Genomic DNA, 2,416 nt, shown 5'->3' with positions numbered 1-2,416 from the left:
TTAAAGCGATGCTGAAAAAACGCATTCAAGTAGAAGATGCCAAAGTCCTCATTTTAGGCTTAAGCTTTAAAGAAAATTGCCCGGATATCCGCAATACCCGCATCATTGATATTGTGAAAGAACTGAAAGAATATCATATCGATGCCGATGTCTATGACCCTTGGGTGGATGCGACTGAGGCAGAACATGAGTACGGTATTAGCCCTGTGCAGGCGCTGGAAAATGGCAAATATGATGCAGTAATTTTAGCGGTTGCACATGAACAGTTTAAAGCCATGGGTGCAGATGCGATCCGTGCTTTAGGTAAATCTGAGCATGTATTGTATGACTTGAAATATGTGTTATCTCAAGCCGAATCTGATTTGCGTTTGTAAGAGGACATATTTTTCATGAATCAATATCAACAGGTCTGTGAGCAATTGAAAGCACAGCCAAAAACATGGTTAGTGACAGGCGTTGCAGGCTTTATCGGCTCAAACCTTTTAGAAACACTACTGAAACTTGATCAAACCGTAGTGGGTTTAGATAACTTTGCCACAGGTCATCAGCATAATTTGGATGAAGTTCAAAGTTTAGTATCTGCTGAGCAATGGGCGAAATTCAGTTTTATTGAAGGTGATATCCGCAAATTAGAAGATTGCCAAAAAGCCTGTGCAGGCGTGGATTATGTACTGCATGAAGCTGCTTTAGGTTCTGTACCGCGTTCGATTGCCGATCCGATCACCACCAATGACACCAATATCAGTGGTTTTTTGAATATGTTGACTGCTGCGCGTGATGCAGGTGTAGCCAGCTTTACATACGCAGCCAGCAGTTCGACTTATGGTGATCACCCCGCATTGCCAAAAGTAGAAGAAAACATCGGTAAGCCATTATCTCCATATGCAGTGACGAAGTACGTCAATGAATTATACGCAGACGTATTTGCAAAAACTTATGGGTTTAAAGCAATTGGCTTACGTTATTTCAACGTGTTTGGTCAGCGCCAAGATCCAAACGGTGCTTATGCTGCGGTGATTCCGAAATGGACGGCATCCATGATCAATGGTGAAGATGTCTTCATCAATGGTGATGGTGAAACCAGCCGTGATTTCTGTTTTATTCAAAATGTTGTACAAGCGAATATTTTAGCTGCGACAACTCAAAGTGATGAAGCAAAAACTCAGGTTTATAATGTTGCACTAGGTGACCGTACTACGTTGAATGAGTTATATCGTGCCATTCAGGCAGCGCTTGCAACTAATGATGTGAACTTTGAGCGTGATCCTGTTTACCGTGAGTTCCGTGCAGGTGATGTACGTCATTCACAAGCCAGCATTGCCAAAATTGAGCAACATCTGGGTTATGCACCGCAGTATAAAATTGCCGAAGGCATTCAATTGGCCATGCGTTGGTACGTCAATAACTTAAAATGATCTTGAGCAGATGATTGCGAAACTCTTCGCAAAATATCAGTCTATTGGACTGATTACACTCAGTTTGCTGGCAGGTGCGATAATGACATTTATCGCACTTCCTGTTTTAACACGCCTATATTCTGTTGTTGACTTTGGGGCTTACGGGATTGCATTGGCGATAGTCAGTGTACTTTCAACAGTAGCCAATTTGCGTTTGGATCAAGCACTGTTGGTTGCCGAAGAACAAGATAAAAAAAGCCTGATTTTTGAGGGTGCAGTCTTTTCAACGGTGATTGCTGTGATGAGTGGCATCGTTATCAGTCTGATTTTAAATGTTGAAATGGCGTTTGCTGTGGCAACTGGTGTGCTTGCCAATACGCTGATTCAGAGCGTTTATAACTATCAATTTGCTGCGCATAAGGAATATTTTTGTGCAGGTTTAAATATTTTTAGAAGTGCGATTGTGGTTGCAGTGCAATTGAGTTTGCCACTGTTTATGCAGATCAGTCTGGTGAATAGCTACAATGTCAGCTCGATCCTGATGATTGTGGCGATGTTGCTCTACCTACTGAAGTATCAGCTCTATCAAGTCAGTTGGCAGGCATTTAAAAATTATCAAGACTTTATCTATGCCAATACGCCACATGCCTTGCTGAATAGTTTTTCGCATAATTTGCCTTACTATGTGGTGTCGCATTTTGTTGGTGTGCAGGCGATGGGTTTTTATGCCATTGTCGAGCGGACTTTACGTGTTCCGATCAATTTGATTTCACAAACCTTACGTCAGTTTTTTATCCGTAAGTTTAAAACCACAGATTCAAGCAAAAATGCATTAAAGGCAAGCGTGCTTTTAAGCTTGGTGTCGCTGCCTCTTTTTGCAATTTTCTTTATCTTGCCTGAGTCGGTATATCTTTGGATTTTCGGTTCTGAATGGGTTGGGATATCAACTTATTTCCAAATTTTAGCGTTGGGCTATTGGGCTGTTTTTTGTAATCCGCCAAGTTCGGCTTATTTAATTG

Annotated in this window: 3 protein-coding genes; all 3 read left to right on the top strand. The window is 41.6% G+C overall.

The features are described from left to right. A partial coding sequence (locus ACN6OV_RS01085) for a UDP binding domain-containing protein (protein WP_427948899.1) occupies positions 1 to 374 on the top strand: 374 nt, incomplete at its 5' end. A gap of 15 nt (positions 375 to 389) precedes the next feature. Further along, a complete protein-coding gene (locus ACN6OV_RS01080; protein WP_180134924.1) occupies positions 390 to 1,415 on the top strand; it encodes an NAD-dependent epimerase/dehydratase family protein in 1,026 nt (341 codons plus the stop codon). Between the two features lie 82 nt (positions 1,416 to 1,497). Continuing rightward, on the top strand, positions 1,498 to 2,416 hold a 919-nt coding region (locus ACN6OV_RS01075), incomplete at its 3' end, for a lipopolysaccharide biosynthesis protein (protein ID WP_427948897.1).

The sequence above is a fragment of the Acinetobacter sp. genome (assembly GCF_050285345.1).
Lineage (GTDB): Bacteria > Pseudomonadota > Gammaproteobacteria > Pseudomonadales > Moraxellaceae > Acinetobacter.
Note: the sequence above shows the minus strand (reverse complement) of the source record. Positions and strands in the feature narration are given on the sequence as shown.